Origin of the sequence: Natrarchaeobius versutus (assembly GCF_041205745.1) — an archaeon.
GTDB lineage: Archaea > Halobacteriota > Halobacteria > Halobacteriales > Natrialbaceae > Natrarchaeobius > Natrarchaeobius versutus.
This window is the reverse complement of sequence record NZ_JBGFCC010000001.1, coordinates 242,488-262,310: the sequence shown is the minus strand read 5'-3', so window position 1 is coordinate 262,310 and position 19,823 is coordinate 242,488. Positions and strand designations below refer to the sequence as shown.

Sequence of the window (19,823 nt, the reverse complement as noted above, 5' to 3'; positions counted from 1 at the left end):
CGCCAGGAACGGAAGTGTTAACTACTGCCACGAAAGAGCCTCGAGTTGGGCGCTAACCCTTCACTCTGCGAGAGTAACTTTTAAAAGGTCCAAAGACAAGTTAACAAATGCCATGATAGACCGACTTGAGAAGGAAGTGGATATGTTGGAACGACATCTGCAGGTCCTGAAGATGGTTATCGAGAACGAACCGATCGGGATCGTCAAGATGTCGAACGAGACGGGCTACCCACATCACAAAGTCCGATACTCGCTTCGCGTCCTCGAAGAGGAGAACCTGATCGAACCCTCCAGCCAGGGTGCGATCAAGACCGAGCGCACCGCCGAGTTCGTCGACGAACTCGACGAGAAACTCGACGACATCGTCGACAAGCTCGACGGGATGAAAATCGAAGACGTCGCCGAGATCGAAAGTTAATCTTCTCTCAGAGTTCGGGAACGTTCATGTGGAATCCCTCGGATCGAGATTCCACCAAACACAGGTGATACCCCTGTTTTCGCGAGAGGTTCACGTAACTCTGTTTCGAGCCACGACTGAGGAACCCGCTGGACGTCGCCTGCTCGGTCACCTCGAGCGCCCCGGGGTCGAAGTAACTCGAGGTGACGGCTATCGCCGCGGCGAGATCCGGATAGTTGGCTTTGACAGCCGATGCGGCCTCTTCCATCTGGACGAGCATCTCCCGTGTCGCCGGCTCCCGCGAGTCGTTCAGACTCACGAGGACCAGCGGGTTCCCCATCTTGTCGAACGCGACGACGTCGAACGTGAGTTCGTCGGGGACGTTCTCCGTATCGTCGTCCTCGAGCGAGATCGTCGCGTCCAGTTCCGCCCGGTCGATCCGCGGGAGGGCATCGTAGAGGTCCGTTAGCCCGTTCGCGTGGCCCGTATCGCGGATCTCGTAGAGGAGGACGTGGGTGAGCCAGTCGACGAACTGATACTCCATCGTGGACGTGAGAAACTCCTCGTAGGGCTGGCCGTCGACGGCGGTGTCGGCGGCGTCGAACTCCGTGTGGTGTTCGATCCGCAGGTTCGAGGTTACCTCCTCGCGGTTCGCACCGTCGCCGTGGGCCGTCTCGAGGGTCGGATTGCTCTTCGAACCGTACCGAACGAAGAGGTTCGTCCGTGAGAGAGCCTCGCCCGGGGACAACTGTGTCGACGCGGTCGGGGCGTCCGTGGAATCCTCTTGCTCTCTGGCCGTTTCGAGCGCCGCCTCGAGTTCGCCGATGCGCGACCGAAGTCGTTCGACGGTCTTCGAGAGCTCCTCGTTCTCGGACCGAAGCTCGTCGCGTTCGGACTCGAGTGTGGTCATCTTCGCCTCGAGTTTGTCACGACGTTCTTCCAGCGCCTCCAGACGGTCTTTGAGTTTGGCGGTCGCTCGATTCGATCTCGCCTGGCCCGCGGAGTTCGAAGAGTTGGACGCCTTCGTTTGGGAGGCAGTCGAGGACGATTCCGCCGCGGTTTGGGACCGCGACACACTCGATTTACTCGAACTCGAGGCGGCGTTCGACGACTGGGTCGACCGCGAGTTCGATCGCCGAGTCGAGGGGTCCCTCGACTCTCGACCGCCCGCGACCCGGCCGCCACTCGAGGCGGAACGTCCGGACTGCGGTGGCGATTCCGCGCTCGAACCCTCCGCCTCGGTGTTGTCCGGATCGATCGACGGGATCCGTCGTGTCGACCGCCACTGCTGTTCTTCCTCGAAGCGTTCCTCGAGGCCCTCCTCGGCAGGTTCCTGATCGGTCGGTCGATCGGTGTCCGATTTCCCGGGAGGACGCGGGTCGTTGTCCGGTTTCGCAGGCGAGCTCGGATCGTCGTCACGAATCGTCACCGGCTCGTCCGCCGATCCGTCGTCGACGTCGTCTTCGGTCCAGGAGATGTCGTTTCGATCCAACTCCTCTGCGGCGGCCTCGACTTCGTCGGGGTCGAGTGCGGACTCGCCGTCAGCGTCGTCGGCGTCGTCGACCCCGTCGGACGCGGTGCTCGAGCGGGCACCGGCTTCGCTCGTCGTCTCGTCCGCGGATTCGCCGGCGGATGGGGCGGACTCGAGGTCGTGTGACTGTGTGGGGTCTGCTCTCTCCGACGGGTCGACCGCGGGTTCCGGGCTCGAATCGCCGGTCGACACCGAATCGGTGGTCGAGTCGTCGGTAGTCGAATCGTCGGTGATTCCGGCCGGTTCCTCGGGTTCGGATTCGATCGCCAGCGTTCCGTCGTCAGCGGTGATTCCCTCGATTCCGGAGCGACGGGTCGAATCGGACGAACCGCTCGCCGTCTCGGATGGACTACTGCCGGAGACGTCGATCGGATCGATCGCCGATCCCGAATCGTCCTCCGTTTCGGAGCCCTCGCCCGAGCCGGCCGACAGGGAGTTGAGCGAGGAATCACCGCCGGCCGAAGACGAGGTATCCGAACCCGCGTCCGCCGAGGTCGCTCCTCCGCGGTCCGTTTCGGGAACGTCGGTGACCTCGAGGTCGACGTTGATGACCTCGTAGATGCCGACCTCGTCGCTCGCCCGGTCGAACGCCTCGTCGCCGGTAATGAGTCGCTCGGCGTTTCCGATGTACGCGGCGGCCATCCGTCGCCCGCCGTAGTAGACGGCGTAGTAGTCCCCGCTCAGGACGTTCTCGCTCAGTTCGATGTAGCCCGTGAACGATCCCTCCTTGAGCGTCGAATCGACCTCCTCGAGGGGCGTTTCGTTCGTGTAGTAGTTGGCACGCGTTTCGCCGCCGTGTTCTTCCATAGAACAGAGCAACGGGAGCGAGGGATGGGGTGCCTGGTAGATCGTTCCGGAGGCGTTCTCGAAGTCGTCGACGCGGCCGTCGAAAGCGCCGACGATCCTACCGTTGAGCATGAACAGCCAGGCTCCGGCTCCGGAAACCGCTCCCGAGAAGCCGCTATCAGCGAGATCAGAAAGGCCATCGTAACCCCCGCTGAACGGGCGAGAATCCCATTGCTCGACGCGCTTTTTCGTGCGCGAGTGCATAGTTTAACAAGCGGGAAGCACAACAAATACGTTTCGCCTAGATTTTCGATTCCGCATCTTCGGCGAGTTCTTTCATTCGCTTGCCGATCCGACCCGCACTCGAGAACTCGTCTTTGCTCATCGCCGACGCGAGCGCGTTGCCGAGTACGAACACGGCGTGTTTGTGCTCGCTTTTGGACTTGTGGACGTGTGAGGGGTCGACGTCCAGTTGCCGATACGGTTCGAAGAGTTCCTCGTCGACCTCCTCGCGGTCTGCGAAGTACTCCATGATGATGACGAGTTCCTCGTGTAACTCGAGAAGTTCGTCTTTGTGCATGGACGCGAGTACGAACGGTCTCGGCTTAAGGATTGTGTGCACCCCTCTCTCATTACAGGCCGACGATCGATCCGCGTCGCCGTTCGATATCTCGGTCTGTAATCCGCATCAGCTGTGTCGATCACGACTGCCCTCGCGCTGTCGAACGTCTCTCGCGCCGTCGAACGTCTGTGGCGAGGACGACGATCCAGATGCCGAACGAAAGCGCCGCGAGAAACTCGGGGACGGCGAACCAAGCCATCGGATCCGGTGCGACGGAGCGGTACAGAAGCCAGCTGACCCAGGCTAACGAATGGACAATGCCGAGCCAGATCGACGCGAGGCCGAGGGTGATCCGTCCGGTACGAATCGACCCGGTTCCGTAGATCCACTGGGCAAACGGCGCGGCGACGAAGTATGTCACCGCGGCGTGGTTGTGTAACCCGACGGAGAGATAGTAGGCGGGGTGACCGAGAAAGAAGATGCCGACGCCGATCATCCCGACGAGCGAGACGACGAGCACGACGATACCGAGGCGTTCGAACACGTCCTGTCCGTCGATCCAGAGCCGCCAGGTGAACGGTAATCCGATGACTCCACCGACGATCAGTCCCCCGTTGAACAGCCAGAACGTTCTCGTCTCGTAGTGGCCCATGTGCGAAAGCGCCCGCCCGCGCCAGGTAAACGTCTCCGGGGACGCGAGTACCGTCGCGAGGAAGATTGCACCCAACACGCTGACGGGTGCGACAAAGCCACAGACGCCGGCGAAACCCCTCCAGTCCCGTCGGTCCATAGCGCGAGGTCGGCCGAACCGTACATCAAGCTGACTGTTTACCGGCGGCGTAATCGACTACAGTAGTCCGTTTCATACGGATTCCTGTGCCGATGTCCCGGCGGTGAGTCGAACCGTGTGAGACGAGTCTCGGTGGAGGAGTGCAGCGAGTCCACCGTTGCAATCGCGACCCGGGCGGCGGTTGCGCCGGAACTGACTGACAGGAAACCGCATCAGTCGGCGGCGACCCGGACGTCACCGTCGCGTTGGCCACCGGGAAACCAGGCGAGTTCGTGGTCCGCCGTGACGCGAACGGCGACGCGCTCGTCGAGGTCGATCCGGTCTGAGTGATTGTGCATACACTCCATTGTCTCCCCGGAGTCGAGTTCGACCCGATAGAGGACGGTCGGGCCGAGGTACCGGCGGTAGACTACGCGTCCGTTGGCCTTCTGTCCGTTCGCCGGGTAAGCGGTGACGTCGTCCGGTCGGACGAGTAGGTCGATGTCCGTCCCGTCGTACTGGTGGGCCAGACCGTTGACGTCGTCACGGAGCACGCGGCCGAGGGCGGTGTCGACGTGGTCGCCGTGGACCGAGCCAGAGAGGAAGCTGGCGTGACCGAGGAAGCCGGCGACGAACCGCGATTTGGGGTCCTGAAAGACGCGCTCGGGTGTGTCGATCTGTTCGATGTTTCCATCGTGCATCACGGCGACGCGGTCGGAGATCGACAGCGCTTCCTCCTGATCGTGCGTGACCGAGATCGCCGTGACGTCCGCCTCCTTGATGATCCGACGAACCTCCTCGCGCATCTCGACGCGGAGGTCGACGTCGAGGTTGGAAAACGGCTCGTCGAGCAACAGCATCTCCGGTTCGGGGGCGAGCGATCTGGCGAGGGCGATCCGCTGTTGTTGACCACCCGAGAGCTCTTCTGGGTAATGTTCGCCGTGGCTCTCGAGGCCGACCAACTCGAGCAGTTCCTCGACGCGTGCGTCGCGTTGGTCGTCGGACCACTCCTGGAGGCCGAACGCGACGTTCTCGCGTGCCGTGAGGTGGGGAAAGAGGGCGAACTCCTGGAAGACGACCCCGACTCCGCGTTCTTCGGGTGGGACGAACCGTCCATCACCCGCGACGGCGCTGTCGTCCACCCGGATTCGACCCCCGCTCGGGCGCTCGAGGCCGGCGATCAGCCGGAGCGTCGTGGTCTTTCCACAGCCGGACGGACCAAGGAGCGTCAGAATTTCGCCATCACGAACCGACAGCGAGAGACTCGAGATGACGTCCTCGGTTCCAAAGCGTTTCGCGACGTTCTCGAGTTCGAGAACGACGTCGTCGAACGTCGAATCGGGTTCTCGGGTTGGTTCGTCAGTCGTCGTGAGTAAGTCTCCGTTCGCCATTGTCGAGCCCCCCGGCGTCGGCCGGCGTACATTCGATTTAGGAGTGCCTAAAACACTTATAATTGCCGGTCCGTTCCCGAGGGGTAGGAACGACAGCTCGACCCACGGATTCCGGAGTTACAACTCCACGCCCGATGGAATCAGACTGTGTTGGCGAAGGAGATTCCCTTCGTCGTCGTACACCAGAAACGTTCGCTTGTCGTAGGTGACGAAGTGTTCGCCCTCGAGAGTAATCTCGACGTCGTACCGTCCGTCGTCCTCCGAGGCGTCCTCGCCGTAGCCGCGTGCGGCCCGGATGAATCGCAGGACGTCGCCGGCTTCCTCGTTGAGTTCGAGGATGAATTCCCCGGTGATCCGGTTCGTAACGCTCACGACGCCCGACGCGTCCGACTCCAAGGGCTCTTGAAGTCGGAGGGCAACGTCGGTTTCGGTCGCCTCGAGTGCGTCGCCGTCGGGACCGGTAAGGCGCTCACGAAGCATCGTCGCCGGGCCGGTAAAGTCGATCGATACCGAGGGTTTACTCGGTTCACCGCCGGTTTCGACCCAGTCGATATTGCTGACAGTTAACGTGAAATGCTCGCGCCTCATTCCGTACCCGCCGGTTAGCGCTCCCACCGTATGAACGTAACGCACGGAAAGTCGAATATCTGACTTATTCGGAGAGAGCCGTGACGCCGGCAGACGATTCCGAAACGGCCATCCGATTTAAGAGTCGTCCGTTCCGATATCGGGCAGAACCGAGCGGGTTCCTCGAGAGATCGATGTCCGAACGAACTGCGGACTCAGCGTCGACGGTCGGGGCCGTTCGCCGAACGGTTCGGCGACTCGTCGAGACGCTTCGCGGGTCGCGAGTCGAGTTCGTCGAGTACGAGCCGTCGATCCACGGTCCAATCGTCGAGTTCGACGGCATCGACGGCGTCACCGAGGTCGAACGCTACTGGGTCAACGCGCCGTTTTCGTTCGTCGTCATCGGCTACGACCCCGAGACGAACCATCACCGCTACGACGTGATCGAGCCGACGTTACGAGCCGACGAGCGAGCGTTGCTCGAGACGCTGTTCGAGGACGTCCAGGATCCGCTCCTCTACCGGGAGGACGACCGCGAGGACGTGGAGGGGGTGCTGGCCGAGACGATCTGTGAGTACCTCGAGCGCTACGGTGCCGAACTAGATACCCGGTCGCTTTATCGATTGTTCTACTATCTCTACCGAGATTTCCGTGGGTACGGCCGACTCGATCCGATCATGCACGACCACCACGTCGAGGACGTCTCGTGTGACGGCTACGGTCTCCCGATCTTCGTCTACCACGACGAGTACACGGACGTCGAGACGAACGTCTCCTTCGAGAAGGCCGCACTCGATCGGTTCGTCGTCCGCCTCGCTCAACACTCCGGCCGACACATCTCGATCGGAGATCCGATGGTCGAGACGACCCTGCCGGACGGCTCGCGAGCCGAACTCGCACTCGGCGAGGAGGTCACGCCACGAGGGTCGGCCTTTACCGTCCGCAAGTACGCAGACGAGCCGTTTACCCCGATCGACCTTATCGAGTACGGCACGTTCAGCGTCGAGCAGATGGCGTACCTCTGGCTCGTCATCGAGCACAACCGGAGCCTGATCTTCGCCGGAGGGACCGCCTCGGGCAAGACGACGAGCATGAACGCCATCTCGATGTTCATCCCGCCGCGATCGAAGGTGTTGACGATCGAAGACACCCGCGAACTCCAGCTCTATCACGACAACTGGCTCTCCTCGGTGACGCGCGACAGTACCCACGAGGGCAAACACGTGACGATGTACGACCTGTTGCGATCCGCACTCCGTCATCGCCCGGAGTACATCGTCGTCGGCGAGGTCCGCGGCGAGGAGGCGATCACGCTCTTCCAGGCGATGAACACCGGCCACACAACCTACTCGACGATGCACGCCGACTCCGTCCAGACGGTGATCAATCGCTTAGAGAACGAGCCAATCAACGTCCCGCGGCCGATGGTCCAGAGCCTCGACGTACTCTCGATCCAGACGCTCACTCGCCTCGATGACGGGCGGGTTCGTCGAAACAAGGTGCTCGCGGAAATCGAGGGAATCGACCAGCGGACGGGCGAACTCGACTACTCGACCGCCTTCACGTGGGACGGCGAAACCGACTCCTTCCAGTCGAAGGGGAGCCAGCTCTTGGCGGAGATTCGCGACGAACGGGGCTGGAACCGAACCGAACTGCTCGCGGAGTTGCGAAACCGCGAGCGCTTCCTCGAGTACCTCCAGGAGAACGACATCGCCGACTATCGCCGGTTTACCGCCCTGGTCAACGAGTACTACGCCGACCGGGAGGGCGCACTCGAGCGAATCGACGTCGTCGATCCCCCGGCCGTCGACGATACGGACGACGGCGGCGGATCAGCCGCCGAACGAACCCGAGCGGACGAGAGGACCGACGGAGCCCGCACCGAAGAGGAACCCGACGTCGCACTCGAGGAGCGCACGGGTAAGGCAGAACACGAGTCCGAGAATCAGCCAGAACAAGAGCATCAGGATCAGCCCGAACACGGGGACAGAGACCGACCGAAACGCGAAGTCGAGGGCCGTTCGCCGATCGGGAGCGACCGTCGTTGATCGCCATGGTGTACGCGAACTTCGTTCCGCTCGCGATTGCGGTTTGCTGTCTGTTTCCGATCGTCCTATCCCGATATCACGCTCGAGTCGATCGCCTGCTCACCCGGAGTGCGATCCGCCTGTTCGGTCGATACGTCGACGAGTTCAAACGCGAGCACCCGTCGAGACAGTCGGCGCTCCGGGCGGCGCAGTTCCCGACGACCTACCGGGAGTACGGCTCGAAGACGATGCTGTACGCGGCGGTGCTCGCCGTTTCCGGCTCGATCGTCGGCATCTACGCCATCTGGCTCCTCTTGCTCGTGCTCGCGGTCGACCCCGAGACGATGCGCGAGGCGCTACCCGGCGCCCTCGGGTTCCTCGCCAACCTCGGCGGTCTGCCGGCGCTGTCGCCGGTCGAACTGTTCGGCCTGTTCGTCCTCGCGTGTCTCACGCTCGGCACGCTCGCCGGTACCGGAACGTACTGGCTTCGCTGGTGGTATCCGAGCTACGTCGCCGACGCCCGCGCCCAGCGGATCGAGACGGCGCTCCCGACGACGATCTCGTTCATCTACGCGCTCTCGAGAAGCGGCATGTCGTTTCCGACCGTCGTCCGAATCGTCGCTCGTCATCAGGAGACCTACGGCGAAGCCGCCGCCGAGTTCGACGTCGCCGTCCGACACATGGACACGTTCGGCACCGATGTCGTCACCGCCTTACAAACCATGGGGCGGCGGTCGCCGAGCGCGCAGTTCAGCGAGTTCACCGAGAACCTCGTCAGCGTCATGCAAAGCGGCCACAGCCTCTCCGAGTTCCTCGAGCGCCAGTATCACGACTTTCGGGACGAAGCCGAAACACAACAGAAACGCACGCTCGAGACACTCAGTACCCTGGCGGAGGCGTACGTCACGGTACTCGTCGCGGGTCCGCTGTTTCTCATCACGATACTCGTCGTCATCGGCATCGCCGTCGGCGATACGCTCGATCCGCTACGGGCACTGATCTACCTGATCCTGCCGCTTGGCAACCTCGCGTTCATTATCTATCTGAGCATCGTCACCGACGCGATCGTTCCCGGGGCGGATTCCCCGGACGGCGCCGCAGACGGCGGGTCGGAACTCGCGGGCTCCGGACGCCGGGCGGAAGCCGACGGCGGCGTCGTGGGCGCACCACTCGACTCGGATCGTGGCGGTTCCGACCGTGGCGAGAGGGTACGAGCGAACGTCGAGCGACTCGGCCACTACCGTCGATTCCGAGCCCTCGACGAACGGTTCGGCGACCCGATCGGTGCGTTGCTCGAGCGCCCGATTCGAACGCTCGCGATCACCGTTCCGCTCGCCGGCGGTGCGGTCGCCTGGCACCTCTGGTCTGTGTTGGCCGCCGACGGATTCGACCCCGGGGCGATCGACGACACGATCGCGATCGGCTTGCTCGTCGTCCTCGTCCCGTTCGCGATCGCCTACGAACTTCACCGGCAACGGATCCGGGCGATCGAGGCGGCGATTCCCGATTTGCTCGACCGCCTCGCCAGCGTCAACGAAGCCGGCATGTCGATCGTCTCGGCGATCGGTCACGTCCGCGAGTCCGAACTCGGGCCACTCGGCGCCGAACTCGAGCACGTCTGGACGGACGTGCAGTGGGGCGCCGACCTCGAGACCGCGCTCGGCCGTCTCGAGGGCCGTGTCCGGACGCGTTCGGTCTCTCGCGTCGTCACCCTGCTCACCGAATCGATGAACGCGAGCGGAGATCTCGCCACGGTGCTTCGAATCGCCGCCAGACAGGCCGCGGCGGATCGGCGACTCGAGCGCGAACGCGCCCAGGCGATGGTCGAGTACATGGTCGTCGTCTACGTCTCGTTTCTCGTCTTCCTGTTCATCATCGCCGTACTCGGAGCGTACCTGTTGCCGAACCTCCCGACGGAGGGCGCCGACGTCGCAGGCGGCGGCGCGGCGGGCTCGTTCAGCGGCCTCTCCGAGGACGCGGCCGACGCCTACGGGACGCTGTTTTACCACGCGGCGCTCGTCCAAGGGATGCTCTCCGGGCTGATCGCGGGACAGTTGAGCACCGGCGACGTCAAGGCGGGAGCGAAACACGCCGCGATCATGACCGCGCTCGCGCTCGCACTGTTCGCGCTCGTGGTGTGAACGACTCGGAGTCCGCCGCCGTTTTCGTCCCGGACGGTGGCTCGCCCGCAGTCGAACGCTTTTTGCGAGTCGGCCGCCGATCACCGACGATGGCCGACGACGACGGCAAGCGAGCGCGACGAGCCGACGTCCGCGACACCTACGACCGGATCGCGACCCACTTCGCGTCCACGCGCGAATACGCCTGGCCGGAGGTCGAGTCGTTCGTCGACGACCACGTCCGTTCCTCCGCCGATGGCGCCGGTCTCGACCTCGGCTGTGGCAACTGTCGACACGCGGAGTTACTCGCCGGCGCGGGTGTCGAGTCGGTTCTCGGGGTCGACGTCAGCCGCGGACTGCTCGAGACCGGCCGAGAACGCGCGACCGACCGCGGGTTCCACGTCGACCTCTGTCAGGCCGACGCGGCGGCGCTCCCGCTGGCCGCCAACAGCGTGTCGGTCGGCGTCTACGTCGCGACACTTCATCACCTTCCGACTCGCGAAACGCGCGTGGCGAGTCTCGACGAACTCGCACGCGTACTCGCTCCCGGCGGTCGGGCGCTCGTCAGCGCGTGGTCGACGGCCCACGACCGATTCGACGAGACCGAGGGATTCGATACGACCGTCGAGTGGACGCTCCCCGGGAACACCACCGTCGACCGTTTCTACCACATTTACGCACCCGAAGAGTTCGAAGCCGACGTGACCGACAGCGACCTCGAGCTTCTCGAGTGGGAGCTCTCGAGTGGCAACTGCTATGCGACGGTCGCCGGCTCGAGCGGGTGACTCGAGCCAGCGATGAAAACCGCCCGACTCGAGTGGACCCACGCTCGTTCCGAAGAGGAAGAGCCTTAAACGTGGAGCCGAAATCGAAGACCGAGCGCGGATGGTCTAGTGGTAGGACCTGAGCCTTCCAAGCTCATGGCCCGGGTTCAAATCCCGGTCCGCGCATCCCCGTTCTCCGCATCAGTAACGCCGGTTCGAGCGAACACCATCTCAGTGCAGTAAGACAGCGACCCACGAACAGGGTTCACGCAAAACTGGACGAGACGTAGCTCGTGGTTTCCGGGTTTCCTCACGTAGATAGTACACGGTCCATCAACCAATGAGTGAAGAAACCGAGAACATCGTCCTCGTACCCGAACCGTCAGCGAAACATCTCAACCCTCGACAGCGCGTTTCCTACCGAGACCATCGACGCAAGCTCGTCGATTGGATGCTATCGGAGGGAAAGGATCCGAAGCGATCGACCGGCTACGCCCTTTCGACGACTCGTCAACGGGCGTACCGCCTCGATACGCTTTACCGAAAAACGTGGAAGGCAGAGAATCGATACACAGAGAAGATCACGCCCACACACGCGGACGCCTGGATGCAAGAGTTGGCGGAGACGGATTACTCCCAGAGCTACAAACACTGCTGTCAGAAATCGGTACAGACGTTGTTCAAGTGGAAGCGACACGAGTTCGATAGCGCGGTCGAATGGGAACCGAAACTATCGTTTGCATCGCGATCGCTCCACGGTCCGCGCGATTTCCTCACGCGTGACGAACGGGAGCGCGTCCGGGAAGCCGCGCTCGAATATCGTGGGATTCCCGATTACAACACCGTTACACCGGATGAGCGTGAGCACTGGTGGCGGTATCTCGCACAGCGATTGGGAAAGCCGAAGGACGATATAACAGTAGACGAATGGGAAGCCGCAAACAGCTGGAAGATACCGTCGCTACTGTGGACGACGCTGGACGTCGGGCTGCGTCCGATCGAAGTGCGGCGAGCGACGACATCGTGGATAGACGCGGCAAACAGCGTAGTACGGATTCCAAAGGAAGACTCGGCGAAGAACACGGAGCACTGGCGGTGTAGCTTGTCGGATCGAACGGTGATGGCAGTCGAACGGTGGCTCGAAGAGCGCGGATATCGAGAGAAATACGAGGGCACGGAGCAACTCTGGCTCACCAGGTTCGAAAACCCGTACTCGACTGGATCATTGAACCGAATATTTCGAGAGATCTGTGCGGAAGCCGGAATCACAGTGACGGATCGCGACTTGACGTGGTACTCGATGCGTCACAGCATCGGGACGTACATGGCGAACGAATTGACGGTGAAGGCGGCCGCAGCGCAGTTGCGCCATCGATCGATCAAATCTACGGTGCGGTACGATCAAGCGCCGATCGAGGAACGAAAGGCGGCTCTCGAGCAGATGGGGTAATCTCCATTCAAATAATTAGTGCACGCACAAGGTTATTGTTCTCGAGGTCAAATAATCGGTCAAGATATGGCTGACGACGAATCTCTGGCACCACCCGAAGCGATCGAGATCGGGGACGAGGCAGAACACACCGACGAATGGACGGAGGAGATGCCGGGAGTCGACCGCGTGATTTCGGTCGCGTTGACGATCGAGCAACCGCGGACGGCGGACTGGATCGCGAAGCAAGCGGAGGTATCACCGACGACGGCACGGAGTCACCTCGAGCGGTTGGTCGATCTGCATATCCTGAGTGCAGTCGAACAGCGTGGTGCGAAGACGTACTACCCCGATGCCGCGTACCAGCGGTTCAAAGAAGTATCACAGTTGATCGAGGAACACACTCGCAGCGAGATCGAGACGATAGCGGTCACCGCAAAGGAAGACATCGAGGAGCTCAGGGAAACGTACGGTGTCGAGAGCGCGGATGAACTACGGAAACTCGCGACGGCCGAAGGTACCTCCTCGACGGAGGCGCGGGAGTACTTCAGAAATGCCTCTGAGTGGGACTCGCACTTGCATATGGTCTCGATAGCAGAGGAAGCGCTCGAGCGATACGAGAAATTCAGCGAGCACTACCAACCGCCGGTAGATTCTGCTGTATAAATGTCTCTCGGCGCTTTGCTGGCAGATGGCGGATCCGACCCGATCGGCCTCTCCGGTCGTCGTGGTCGGATCTTCGAGCAGTTACGCGTTAATCTGAACCACCATCCCGCGGCCGAGACGGTAGTCGTCAGACCGACACGCGACCAGAAAGATCGGAAACTCGTCGCTCACTTCGATACGCAGATCCTGATCGATGGGCTGGTCGACGCGGACGAAGCCAGACTCGAGATCAACTGGTGGACGCACCCGGCCAGAATCGACGACCAGTTCAAATTCCACTACGTCGAGTCGACGGGCTACGATTGTGGCTGGCACCGACAACCGCATCCGGAGGAGTCGGACATCCCGTTCGACCACTTTCAGCAGCGGGCCTCGCCGGAGAGCGACTATCAGTACCAGGGCATCGACTTTCTGGAAGACACTCCCATCGGACTACTGTGGGAAGTGACGCGAACGCGACTTCCAAGGATCATCCGGGCTCGGTACGATCCTGATACGAAGTTTTAGGATTCGTCGGCTACCGCGTCGTATATCTCCCAGTGACGGTCCATGTCGCGTCGTCCGATGAACCGCAGCATTCGCTCACGAACCGGATCAGGTGTCATGTCCTCGAGTGGTCGTCGGTCGAGAAATCAGAATCAGTGATCACGTAGTCTGCCTTCACATTCGGGTAATCGTTCGGACCGATCACTGAAATCTCCCGTAGCGATGATAGATCGTGATCGACTGAAAACAGCGGTAGACTGGATGGTACGTGTTACGGATGTAAGCCCCGAAGCTCACGACACCGGTCTTTATAATATCCTAGATAGTATTACGAGTCGAGGAAACCAGGAACGCTGACGAGGGAAAATACAACACGGAGGCGGGGTGACCGTCGAAACGGTCGTTGAGTCTGTGTCGTTCGACGTCGATTTGACCCCTGTTTGATGGGTGAAATCACACGAATTGTGACAGAAGCCTTCCAAGCTCATGGCCCGGGTTCAAATCCCGGTCCGCGCATTGCTTCGGCGAACATACTCGTGAGCCGAAGCAATCGTCCGAGGGATTTGAATCAGACTGAGGTTCTGCGAACGGAGTGAGCAGGTTCTCGGACGTGGTTCAAATCCCGGTTCGCCCATTGCTGCCGAGAGTGGTCAAGTGAGTTATGGGGATGGGCCGGGCGCGATTTGAACACACGGTCGGATGTGCTCGCTCCGCTGCGCGCAACCTCCCTGCGTTCAAATCGCGCCGGTTCCGATACTCGCCGCTCGCGGAGTTGCTCGCGGCGAGAATACGGGCCGGGCGCGATTTGAACACGCGACCGTCTGATTAAGAGTCAGACGCTCTGCCTAACTGAGCTACCGGCCCTCACCTCCGAATTTTCGACGGGCAGTGAAATACGTTTCCCTTGGGTTCCAGCGTGGGAACGCACGACACGCGCTCCTTCGAGCGATCTGTCCCGTCCTCTCGGACGGACTGCTATAACGGTGTACCGGTGGGATCGCCGTCTCGAAACGACCCTCCCGGAAACAGCTTCGAGTAGACCCTCTCAAACTGACGTTCAGAATTTTCGTGACGTACCAATCTTCGGGACCGTTAAGTGTGGTCGGTCCGACCACACGATTAATGAGTACGGGGGTTACGATTTCGTCGATTTCTGACTACGCGATTCTCGGCTGTGGAAGCGTGGGGTACGCCGTCGCCGAGGAGCTCGTCGAGCAGGGAAAAGACGTGCTCATCGTCGACCGCGACGAGAGTCGCGTCGAATCGCTTCGCGATCAAGACCTGGACGCGCGGACCGCCGACATTCGCGAACCGGAGGCCGCCGATCTGGTCGCCGATCGCGACGTCGTGTTGATCCTCGCTTCCGACGTCGAGTCGAACAAACAGGCGGTCTCGCACATCCGCGACGAGAACGACGACCAGTTCGTCGTCGCTCGAGCGAGCGATCCCGTCTCGGGTGACGAACTCTCCGACCTCGGCGCCGACATCGTCATCAACCCGTCGTCGGTGATCGCCGAATCCGCACTTCGTGCACTCGAGTCGGGCGAACTCGAGTACAACACCGGGAAGTTAGCCCAGCTTCTGGAAGAGACCTCGAACAGGCTGGCGATCGTCACACAGGACAGTCCGGATCCGGATTCGATCGCGAGCGCGGCGGCGTTGCAAGCGATCGCGACGCACCTCGGAATCGAGTCGGACATCATCTATCTCGGCGACGTCGGCCACCAGGAGAATCGAGCGTTCGTCAACTTACTCGGGATCGATCTGCTCCAGTGGGACGAACTCGAGGATCGATCGATCTACGACACCGTCGCGTTGGTCGACCACGCCACGTCGACCGAGATGGATCTCGCGATCGATGCGGTCATCGACCACCACGAGGCCGACACGGAGTACGAACCCGAGTTCGTCGACATTCGGCCGAACATGTCCTCGACGTCGACGATCGTCACGAAGTACATCCAGGAGTTCGACATGAACGTCTCCGAGGAGGTCGCGACCGCATTGCTCTATGGGATCCGCGCGGAGACGCTCGATTTCAAACGCGACACGACTCCCGCCGATCTCACCGCCGCCGCCTACCTCTATCCGTTCGCGAACCACGACACCCTAGAGCAAGTCGAGTCACCGTCGATGTCCCCCGAAACGCTCGACGTCTTGGCGGAGGCGATCGCCAACCGCGACGTCCAGGGGAGTCACCTCGTCTCGAACGCCGGGCTCGTCCGCGACCGCGAAGCGCTGACGCAGGCGGCGAGTCACCTGCTGAACCTGGAGGGCGTCACCACCACCGCCGTCTTCGGCATCGCGGACGAGACCATCTTCCTCGCCGGCCGCTCGAAGGACATCCGGATCAACATCGGAAAAGTGCTCGACGACGCCTACGGCGAGATGGGTGAGACGGCCGGCCACTCGACGCAGGCCAGCGCGGAGATTCCGCTCGGTATCTTCACCGGGATCGAGATCTCGGAGGATACCCGGGACACGTTGCTCGAGTTGACCGAGGAGGCGGTCAAGCGGACCCTGTTCGACGCGATGGGCGTCGACGGAACGGAAGGATCGAACGGGAGTTAAGCGAGTACTTCGTCGCGTTCCTCGTCCGGGTCGCGGACGCGTTCGACGACGTCGTTGACCAGAATTACGTCACCGACCGCGCGGACCCAGCGGTAGGGGACGATAACGCCCTGTTCTGTCCGGGCTTCTTCGGAAAACAGTTCCGGATTCAGGTCGCCGAGTGCGAGCCCGACGACGGCCTCGCCGTTTAAGTTTAGCTGTAGATCCTCGACTTCGCCGACGAAGACGCCGCTGTTCGAGTAGACCTCGCGTCCGACGAGGGAGGTGATCTCCTGTGGAGTGTCGTCCATGTATCGGTCCATGCGTGGCTGGCTCTTAATTGTTGGTCAGACGTGACAGTCACTAGGGTCAAACTGTGTTGGAAGAAGCCCCTTAGAGTGGTGGGCGACTCCGAGTGACGGCCGGCCCCCAATTACGGTCGAGTGCTCGAGGCGGAGTCACCGTTTCTCGGTGTCAATCGCTCGATTCCGGCGATTACTCCGTTCCGAGAATCCCATCGACCGTCGCGTGGTCGGCCAACAGCGACTCCATTCGGTCGATCGTCTGTGCGTCTCGCGTGCGGCCACTGCGGACGACGTCTTCGGCGCGGTCGACGGTCGTCAACGTGTCCGTCTGCACCGACAGGATCGGGACGCCCCTCTCGGCGGCCTGGCCGACGATCGCCCCCGACGGCCGGTGGCCGCCGGTCAAGAGGAGACAGCGAACCCCCGGTGCCTCGAGCGCCGCCGTGTGGATCTCGGCCCTGTCGCCGCCGGTGATGACGGCGACGTCTTTCGTGCGCCGGAAGTGTCTGAGCGCGCTGTCGGCGCCCATCGCACCGACAGTAAACCGCTCGACGTATCCGTCGGACCCCTCCTCGACGAGCATCGAGGCGCCGAGTTCGTCGGCGAGATCTGCCACCGTCACGCCCGAGAGCGTCCGTTCTCTGGGAAGGACGCCGAGTACCGGAACGTCCCGTCCCTCGAGGAAGGGAACGACGTCCGTCTCGAGGCCGTCGTAGGCCGCGTCGGCGACGTCGTTGAAGACGACACCCGCGAGTCGGTCGCCGAAGGCGTCCACCGCGGCGAGGACGTCGTCGACGTCCATCGGGCGTTCGTACGGGGCGACCACCAGGACGCGCGCGTCGAGCAACTCGGCGAGGTCGACGTCCGTCAGGTCGACGATCCCGCCGATGTCGTACTGGCCCCCGCCCTCGAGGAAGATCCGGTCTTTGCCATCGGCGAGGCTCTCGAACGCCTCGTGGACGCGCTCGTGGAGTTCGGCCGGGTCCTCGCGCCCGCGGATCGCCTGCTCGACGAACGTCGGCGAGTAGACCACGGGCTCTAAGTCGTGCATCTCCGCCTCGAGATCGAGCAGTTCGCGTGCGAGCATCGGATCCTCGTCTAACGTCTTGCCGACGTTGCTTTGCAGGCGGGTTCCCTTCGGTTTCATGTAGCCGACGTCCTCGCCGTTGGCCTGTGCGAGGCGTGCAAGCGCCAGCGTGATCGCCGTCTTCCCGGTGCTCTCCTCGAGCGAGGCGACGAGAATCGTCTCGGTTTCTGAGTCGACGTCGTCGCGGCTATCGGTGCGTTCGCTCTCGTCCGTCGGTGTTGGATCGGTGTCGGTGTCTGTCATAGTTCCTCCGTGTCCACGGTGAGTCGCAGGTCGATCGCCTGTACGCCGTCGGGTCCGGCAACGAGTGGGTTGACGTCGAGTTCGAGGATCGCCGGGAAGTCGGTGACCAGCTGGGAGAGACGCTGGACGGTCTCGACGACAGCGTCGACGTCCGCAGGTTCGCGGCCGCGTGCACCCCGCAACAGCGGTGCGGCCCGGATCTCGTCGACCATCGCTCGCGCCTCGCCCTCACCGATTGGAGCTACGCGGACCGAGGTATCCTCGAGAATCTCGACGAAGATCCCGCCGAGTCCGAACAGCAACAGCGGGCCGAACTGCGGGTCGCGGTTCATCCCGACGATCGTCTCGGTCGACGCCTCGAGGTCGAGCATCTCCTGGACCTGGACGCCGAGGATCGTCGCGTCTGGCTGGTAGTTGCGCGCACGGGCGACGACGTCCTCGTAGGCGTCGTAGACGTCCTCGTCGCTGACGCCGACTCTGACGCCCCCGATGTCGGATTTGTGGGAGATGTCGGGACTGACGATCTTCATGACGACGTCTCCCTCGATCGATCCGGCGACCGCTCTCGCCCTGTCGGGATCGTCGACGATCTCGCCGTCCGGGATCGGAATGCCGTAGGCCTCGAGGAGGTCCATCGACTCGACACCGAGGCGGTTGTCGTCACGTTCTTTCGCTCGCTCGACGATCTCGCGGGCGCGCTCGCGATCGACGTCGAACCGTTCGGGATCGTCGACCGATCGCTCGCGGACGTCGCGGTAGCGTGCGAGCGCGTCGAGTCCGGCGACCGCCCGCGACGGATCGAAGTAGTTCGGAATGCCAAACTCGCGAAGCACCTCTTCGGCGGCGCGTGCGCGATCACCACCCATGAGACAGGTGACGACCGGTTTGTCGAACTCTTCGCGCTTTTCGATGACCGTCTCGGCGAGTTTGTCGTATTTGAGCACCGCCGTCGGCGCGCTGACCACGATCGCGCTCCCGACGTGTGGATCGGAGAGTGCGATCTCTACGGCCTCGCCAAAGCGGTCGACGTCCGCGTCGCCGATGGCGTCGATCGGGTTGTAGACGTTTGCCTCCTCGGGCATCGCCTCGGCGAGCTGATCGATCGTCTCGTCCGTGAAGTCGGCCATCCCGAGACTCGAGTCGCCGACCGCGTCGGTCGTCAACACGCCCGGACCGCCGGCGTTGGTGACGACGGCGACGCCGTCCGATTCCGGCTGGGGGAGCCCGGAGAGCGCCCGGGCGTAGTCGAACAGCTCTTGGACGGAGTTCGCGCGAATAACGCCCGCCTGCTCGAGGCCTGCCTCGTAGGCGCGTTCGCTTCCGGCGATCGCGCCCGTATGGGAGGATGCGGCCTGTGCGCCGGCGTCGGTTCGGCCGGACTTGACGAGGACGATCGGCGTCTCGTCGGTCACCTCGCGGGCGACCTCGACGAACTCGTCGCCGTCGTCGATCCCCTCGAGGTAGCCGATGACGACGTCGGTGTCGGGGTCCTCGCCCCACTCGCGGACGAAATCCGTCTCGTCGAGGACGCTCTTGTTCCCGAGTGAGACGACGTCCTGGAAGCCGATTCCCTGCTCGTTTGCCCAGTCGAGGACGGCGGTGATGAACGCTCCGGACTGGCTCATAAACGAGATCGATCCTCGTCGGGCGCTTTCTGGGCCGAACGTCGCGTTCATGCCGACGTCGGTCGCCATCACGCCCAGGCTGTTCGGCCCGACGACGTTCAGGTCGTACTCGGCGGCAACCTCGCGTAACTGGCGTTCCCGCGTTGCTCCCTCACTGCCGGTCTCGGAGAAGCCGGCCGTAATGACGACGACGTTCTCCGTCCCGGCTTCGGCGACCTCGCGGATCGCTTCGACGACGGCCGGTGGGGGAACGACGACGACGGCGACATCGATCGGCGGCGCACTCGTCGCGTCCGGATAACACTCGAGCCCGAGGACCTCATCGCGTGAGGGGTTGACCGGGACGACCTCGCCCGCGAACTCCTCGCGTAAGTTCGCCGTAATCGCTCGGCCAACCGCACCCTCGCGGTCGGTCGCGCCGATCACGCCGACGGTCTCGGGTTCGAATAACTCGGATAACCGTCCCATCGTTCGAGCGGTCGTGCCCGGGCGAATTAAAACCGTCCCCTCATTCCCGT

At 62.6% G+C, this 19,823-nt stretch carries 16 protein-coding genes and 2 tRNA genes; 9 read left to right on the top strand and 9 right to left on the bottom strand.

Annotated elements, in window-relative coordinates:
• Window positions 1-112: 112 nt before the first annotated feature.
• A complete protein-coding gene (locus AB7C87_RS01265; RefSeq protein WP_149079860.1) occupies window positions 113-418 on the top strand; it encodes a hypothetical protein in 306 nt (101 codons plus the stop codon).
• Window positions 419-425: 7 nt separating this feature from the next.
• Here the strand turns inward: AB7C87_RS01265 and AB7C87_RS01260 are convergent, their stop codons facing one another.
• The 5 genes from AB7C87_RS01260 to AB7C87_RS01240 all read right to left on the bottom strand — a co-directional run bounded on the left by AB7C87_RS01260 (window position 426) and on the right by AB7C87_RS01240 (window position 6,024).
• A complete protein-coding gene (locus AB7C87_RS01260) occupies window positions 426-2,978 on the bottom strand; it encodes a DUF7527 domain-containing protein (protein ID WP_369727587.1) in 2,553 nt (850 codons plus the stop codon).
• 37 nt (window positions 2,979-3,015) lie between these two features.
• Window positions 3,016-3,294 carry a UPF0058 family protein gene (locus AB7C87_RS01255; RefSeq protein ID WP_369727586.1) on the bottom strand — a complete coding sequence of 93 codons (279 nt, stop codon included), beginning with the start codon at window positions 3,292-3,294 and terminating at the stop codon, window positions 3,016-3,018.
• A 121-nt stretch (window positions 3,295-3,415) separates the two neighbouring features.
• The gene (locus AB7C87_RS01250) at window positions 3,416-4,066 is read right to left on the bottom strand and encodes a DUF998 domain-containing protein (RefSeq protein WP_369727585.1); all 651 of its coding nucleotides are present in this window, start codon (window positions 4,064-4,066) and stop codon (window positions 3,416-3,418) included.
• Between the two features lie 212 nt (window positions 4,067-4,278).
• Window positions 4,279-5,436 (bottom strand): ABC transporter ATP-binding protein, encoded by a 1,158-nt coding sequence (locus AB7C87_RS01245; protein WP_369727584.1) that lies wholly within the window; start codon window positions 5,434-5,436, stop codon window positions 4,279-4,281.
• A gap of 117 nt (window positions 5,437-5,553) precedes the next feature.
• Entirely contained in the window at window positions 5,554-6,024 is a 471-nt protein-coding gene (locus AB7C87_RS01240) for a DUF5793 family protein (RefSeq protein ID WP_369727583.1), read from the bottom strand.
• Window positions 6,025-6,197: 173 nt separating this feature from the next.
• Between AB7C87_RS01240 and AB7C87_RS01235 the strand changes: the two genes are divergently transcribed.
• The 7 genes from AB7C87_RS01235 to AB7C87_RS01205 all read left to right on the top strand — a co-directional run bounded on the left by AB7C87_RS01235 (window position 6,198) and on the right by AB7C87_RS01205 (window position 13,516).
• Window positions 6,198-8,051, top strand: coding sequence for a type II/IV secretion system ATPase subunit (locus tag AB7C87_RS01235; protein ID WP_369727582.1), 1,854 nt, complete (start codon window positions 6,198-6,200; stop codon window positions 8,049-8,051).
• A gap of 5 nt (window positions 8,052-8,056) precedes the next feature.
• Complete coding sequence (locus AB7C87_RS01230) at window positions 8,057-10,171, top strand: type II secretion system F family protein (RefSeq protein WP_369727581.1); 2,115 nt, start codon at window positions 8,057-8,059, stop codon at window positions 10,169-10,171.
• Window positions 10,172-10,260: 89 nt separating this feature from the next.
• The gene (locus tag AB7C87_RS01225) at window positions 10,261-10,935 is read left to right on the top strand and encodes a class I SAM-dependent methyltransferase (RefSeq protein WP_369727580.1); all 675 of its coding nucleotides are present in this window, start codon (window positions 10,261-10,263) and stop codon (window positions 10,933-10,935) included.
• Between the two features lie 94 nt (window positions 10,936-11,029).
• A tRNA-Gly gene (locus tag AB7C87_RS01220) sits at window positions 11,030-11,100 on the top strand.
• A gap of 154 nt (window positions 11,101-11,254) precedes the next feature.
• Complete coding sequence (locus tag AB7C87_RS01215) at window positions 11,255-12,364, top strand: tyrosine-type recombinase/integrase (RefSeq protein ID WP_369727579.1); 1,110 nt, start codon at window positions 11,255-11,257, stop codon at window positions 12,362-12,364.
• A 66-nt stretch (window positions 12,365-12,430) separates the two neighbouring features.
• Window positions 12,431-13,009, top strand: a complete 579-nt coding sequence (locus AB7C87_RS01210; protein WP_369727578.1) for a DUF7342 family protein — start codon at window positions 12,431-12,433, stop codon at window positions 13,007-13,009.
• Entirely contained in the window at window positions 13,010-13,516 is a 507-nt protein-coding gene (locus tag AB7C87_RS01205) for a toxin-antitoxin system TumE family protein (RefSeq protein WP_369727577.1), read from the top strand. It abuts the gene before it with no gap.
• A 769-nt stretch (window positions 13,517-14,285) separates the two neighbouring features.
• Here the strand turns inward: AB7C87_RS01205 and AB7C87_RS01200 are convergent.
• A tRNA-Lys gene (locus AB7C87_RS01200) sits at window positions 14,286-14,359 on the bottom strand.
• A gap of 258 nt (window positions 14,360-14,617) precedes the next feature.
• On the opposite strand from AB7C87_RS01200, the gene AB7C87_RS01195 reads away from it, so the two are divergent.
• Window positions 14,618-16,066, top strand: a complete 1,449-nt coding sequence (locus AB7C87_RS01195) for a DHH family phosphoesterase (RefSeq protein WP_369727576.1) — start codon at window positions 14,618-14,620, stop codon at window positions 16,064-16,066.
• Here the strand turns inward: AB7C87_RS01195 and AB7C87_RS01190 are convergent.
• From AB7C87_RS01190 to AB7C87_RS01180, 3 genes are all read right to left on the bottom strand, one after another.
• Window positions 16,063-16,356: a PRC-barrel domain-containing protein gene (locus AB7C87_RS01190; RefSeq protein WP_369727575.1), complete on the bottom strand. Its 294-nt coding sequence runs from the start codon at window positions 16,354-16,356 to the stop codon at window positions 16,063-16,065. The two genes, AB7C87_RS01195 and AB7C87_RS01190, sit on opposite strands and share 4 nt — an antisense overlap.
• A gap of 184 nt (window positions 16,357-16,540) precedes the next feature.
• Window positions 16,541-17,680 carry a phosphotransacetylase family protein gene (locus AB7C87_RS01185; RefSeq protein WP_369727574.1) on the bottom strand — a complete coding sequence of 380 codons (1,140 nt, stop codon included), beginning with the start codon at window positions 17,678-17,680 and terminating at the stop codon, window positions 16,541-16,543.
• Window positions 17,677-19,773, bottom strand: coding sequence for an acetate--CoA ligase family protein (locus tag AB7C87_RS01180; protein ID WP_369727573.1), 2,097 nt, complete (start codon window positions 19,771-19,773; stop codon window positions 17,677-17,679). The genes AB7C87_RS01185 and AB7C87_RS01180 overlap by 4 nt, the downstream gene beginning before the upstream one ends.
• Between the last annotated feature and the right edge of the window lie 50 nt (window positions 19,774-19,823).

What these genes read in the sequence shown, in the direction of transcription:
- AB7C87_RS01265 (WP_149079860.1), top strand. Translation starts at nt 113, where the DNA reads ATGATAGACCGACTTGAGAAGGAAGTGGATATGTTGGAACGACATCTG.
- AB7C87_RS01260 (WP_369727587.1), bottom strand. Translation starts at nt 2,978, where the DNA reads ATGCACTCGCGCACGAAAAAGCGCGTCGAGCAATGGGATTCTCGCCCG.
- AB7C87_RS01255 (WP_369727586.1), bottom strand. Translation starts at nt 3,294, where the DNA reads ATGCACAAAGACGAACTTCTCGAGTTACACGAGGAACTCGTCATCATC.
- AB7C87_RS01250 (WP_369727585.1), bottom strand. Translation starts at nt 4,066, where the DNA reads ATGGACCGACGGGACTGGAGGGGTTTCGCCGGCGTCTGTGGCTTTGTC.
- AB7C87_RS01245 (WP_369727584.1), bottom strand. Translation starts at nt 5,436, where the DNA reads ATGGCGAACGGAGACTTACTCACGACGACTGACGAACCAACCCGAGAA.
- AB7C87_RS01240 (WP_369727583.1), bottom strand. Translation starts at nt 6,024, where the DNA reads ATGAGGCGCGAGCATTTCACGTTAACTGTCAGCAATATCGACTGGGTC.
- AB7C87_RS01235 (WP_369727582.1), top strand. Translation starts at nt 6,198, where the DNA reads ATGTCCGAACGAACTGCGGACTCAGCGTCGACGGTCGGGGCCGTTCGC.
- AB7C87_RS01230 (WP_369727581.1), top strand. Translation starts at nt 8,057, where the DNA reads ATGGTGTACGCGAACTTCGTTCCGCTCGCGATTGCGGTTTGCTGTCTG.
- AB7C87_RS01225 (WP_369727580.1), top strand. Translation starts at nt 10,261, where the DNA reads ATGGCCGACGACGACGGCAAGCGAGCGCGACGAGCCGACGTCCGCGAC.
- AB7C87_RS01215 (WP_369727579.1), top strand. Translation starts at nt 11,255, where the DNA reads ATGAGTGAAGAAACCGAGAACATCGTCCTCGTACCCGAACCGTCAGCG.
- AB7C87_RS01210 (WP_369727578.1), top strand. Translation starts at nt 12,431, where the DNA reads ATGGCTGACGACGAATCTCTGGCACCACCCGAAGCGATCGAGATCGGG.
- AB7C87_RS01205 (WP_369727577.1), top strand. Translation starts at nt 13,010, where the DNA reads ATGTCTCTCGGCGCTTTGCTGGCAGATGGCGGATCCGACCCGATCGGC.
- AB7C87_RS01195 (WP_369727576.1), top strand. Translation starts at nt 14,618, where the DNA reads ATGAGTACGGGGGTTACGATTTCGTCGATTTCTGACTACGCGATTCTC.
- AB7C87_RS01190 (WP_369727575.1), bottom strand. Translation starts at nt 16,356, where the DNA reads ATGGACGACACTCCACAGGAGATCACCTCCCTCGTCGGACGCGAGGTC.
- AB7C87_RS01185 (WP_369727574.1), bottom strand. Translation starts at nt 17,680, where the DNA reads ATGACAGACACCGACACCGATCCAACACCGACGGACGAGAGCGAACGC.
- AB7C87_RS01180 (WP_369727573.1), bottom strand. Translation starts at nt 19,773, where the DNA reads ATGGGACGGTTATCCGAGTTATTCGAACCCGAGACCGTCGGCGTGATC.